We start from the raw sequence: 1,276 nt of genomic DNA on the forward strand, positions 1-1,276 counted from the left end.
GCTTCATCCCAGGCAATGCATTGTTCACCATTAAGCTCTCTAATGGTGCGTTCCACTTCAATGTTAAACTCTCGTTTGGCAAGAGTCGGTGGATAGTTTGCTAGTTGAAGTGCTGTGTTGACCCCCATCAAGTGTAATCGAGCACTGATTTTCTTTCCTATACCCCATACGTCGGCCACGGGCATCTCTGCCAGGATATGTAGCCGTTGCTCATCACTGGTGATAGCACAGACTCCACGATAGCCTCTCATTTTCTTAGCCGCGTGGTTTGCGACTTTGGCTAACGTGACTGTCTCGCCTATCCCTACGCAGACCGGTAGGCGCGTTTCTTTCCATACAGCACGTCTTATTTTGTGTGCATGAGTGATTAAACACGGGATGGCCCGCTGGTAATGCTTAAAACTTAAAAATGACTCATCGATGCTGTAAATGTGTTGCTCAGGTGCAAAGCGGCCAATGACTTGCATCATGTGGGCAGATAACGAACTGTAGAGCTCATAATTTGACGATAAAGCAATGACCCCTTTTTGTTCGCACAACTCTTTTATTTCAAAGAAGGGTTTGAACTTGGGGATACCGGCTTCTTTAGCTTGGCGATTTGCCGACACTATCATGCCATCGTTGTTTGAAAGCACGATAACAGGTTTACCACGCCATTCAGGCCGAAAGACTTGCTCTGCGCTGCAATAAAAACTATTGGCATCAATCAAAGCAAACATGGCTATCCTTTAGTTTGAAAGTAACGGGCTAGGGCGGTGATAGCGAATGGAGCGAACAACAACCCCTTCAATAACGAAGTCGTCAAACTCATGTATTTTACATGGTTCATCTTCTACTGGATTCGATAACAACGCGTGGTTATCTGTGTCGATAGTCTTACAGATAAACTCACCATTGAGTATAGCGACGACGATATCGCCATTTTGTGCCGTTACATGCCTATCGACAATCAATATATCACCATCGAAGATGCCAACTCCTTGCATGGATTGCCCCGCAGCATAACCTAAGAAAGTGGCGCTTGGGTGCTCTATTAATAATTCATCTAGGCTTAACGGTAGTTGCCGGTATTCAGCAGCGGGTGAGCCGAATCCAGTAATGCCACAATGGATAGGGGTAAGTAGTTTATTCATATAAAAATGTCAGTAAGCGAGATTACCGTTTCATTATAAACAAAGTTTGATATGATTAGTTAACATATCTTAAGTAATGTTTTAAAATGAGCAAATTAATTCAGGGGCAAGAGTCAGAAGCAAAGATAGACCTTCTTTTATCG

2 protein-coding genes are annotated in these 1,276 nt (G+C 43.7%); both read right to left on the reverse strand.

Going from position 1 to position 1,276, the window contains the following annotated elements; genetic code table 11:
* On the reverse strand, positions 1 to 719 hold a 719-nt coding region (locus L2748_RS23935; RefSeq protein WP_220783627.1), incomplete at its 3' end, for a Y-family DNA polymerase.
* A 9-nt stretch (positions 720 to 728) separates the two neighbouring features.
* Positions 729 to 1,133: a LexA family protein gene (locus tag L2748_RS23940; RefSeq protein WP_220783628.1), complete on the reverse strand. Its 405-nt coding sequence runs from the start codon at positions 1,131 to 1,133 to the stop codon at positions 729 to 731.
* Positions 1,134 to 1,276: the final 143 nt, after the last annotated feature.

It is taken from the genome of Shewanella sairae, from assembly GCF_023283535.1.
Taxonomy (GTDB): domain Bacteria; phylum Pseudomonadota; class Gammaproteobacteria; order Enterobacterales; family Shewanellaceae; genus Shewanella; species Shewanella sairae.